Below are 424 nucleotides of genomic sequence, written 5' to 3' on the forward strand. Positions count from 1 at the left end.
AGCGGGTGCAGGACGTCGTAGATTTCGACGAAGTTCTGCTGCGAGGTCTCGGAGACGTACTCGTCGGTGAGCTGGACGTCTTCGAACCGGTTGATGTCGCAGTCGCCCAGGTCGATGGAGGATTTGCCGTCGACCAGGAGTTCGGCGACGGCGCGGGCGATCCCTGCGGAGTGGGTGACCCAGACGGCTTCGGCGACGTAGAAGCCGTCCAGTTCCTTGGATTCGCCCACGAGGGAGCCGCCGTCGGGGGTGAAGGAGAAGATGCCGTTGAAGCCGTCTTCGATCTCGGCTTCGCGCAGGGCGGGCAGGATCTGCTTGGTCGCTTCCCAGGCGGGCAGGAAGTCCTCGACGGTGAAGTCCAGGCGGGAGGGCATGTGGTGTTCGCTGATCTCGTCCGGCTTGAAGCTTCCGAGCTCGTCGAGGT

Annotated in this window: 1 pseudogene; it reads right to left on the reverse strand. The window is 63.9% G+C overall.

Features of this window, described 5'->3' with window-relative positions:
- Positions 1-424, reverse strand: a pseudogene (locus tag AC5RU7_RS21075) (sarcosine dehydrogenase); the annotation flags it as partial.

This window comes from Arthrobacter sp. K410C, from assembly GCF_059090105.1.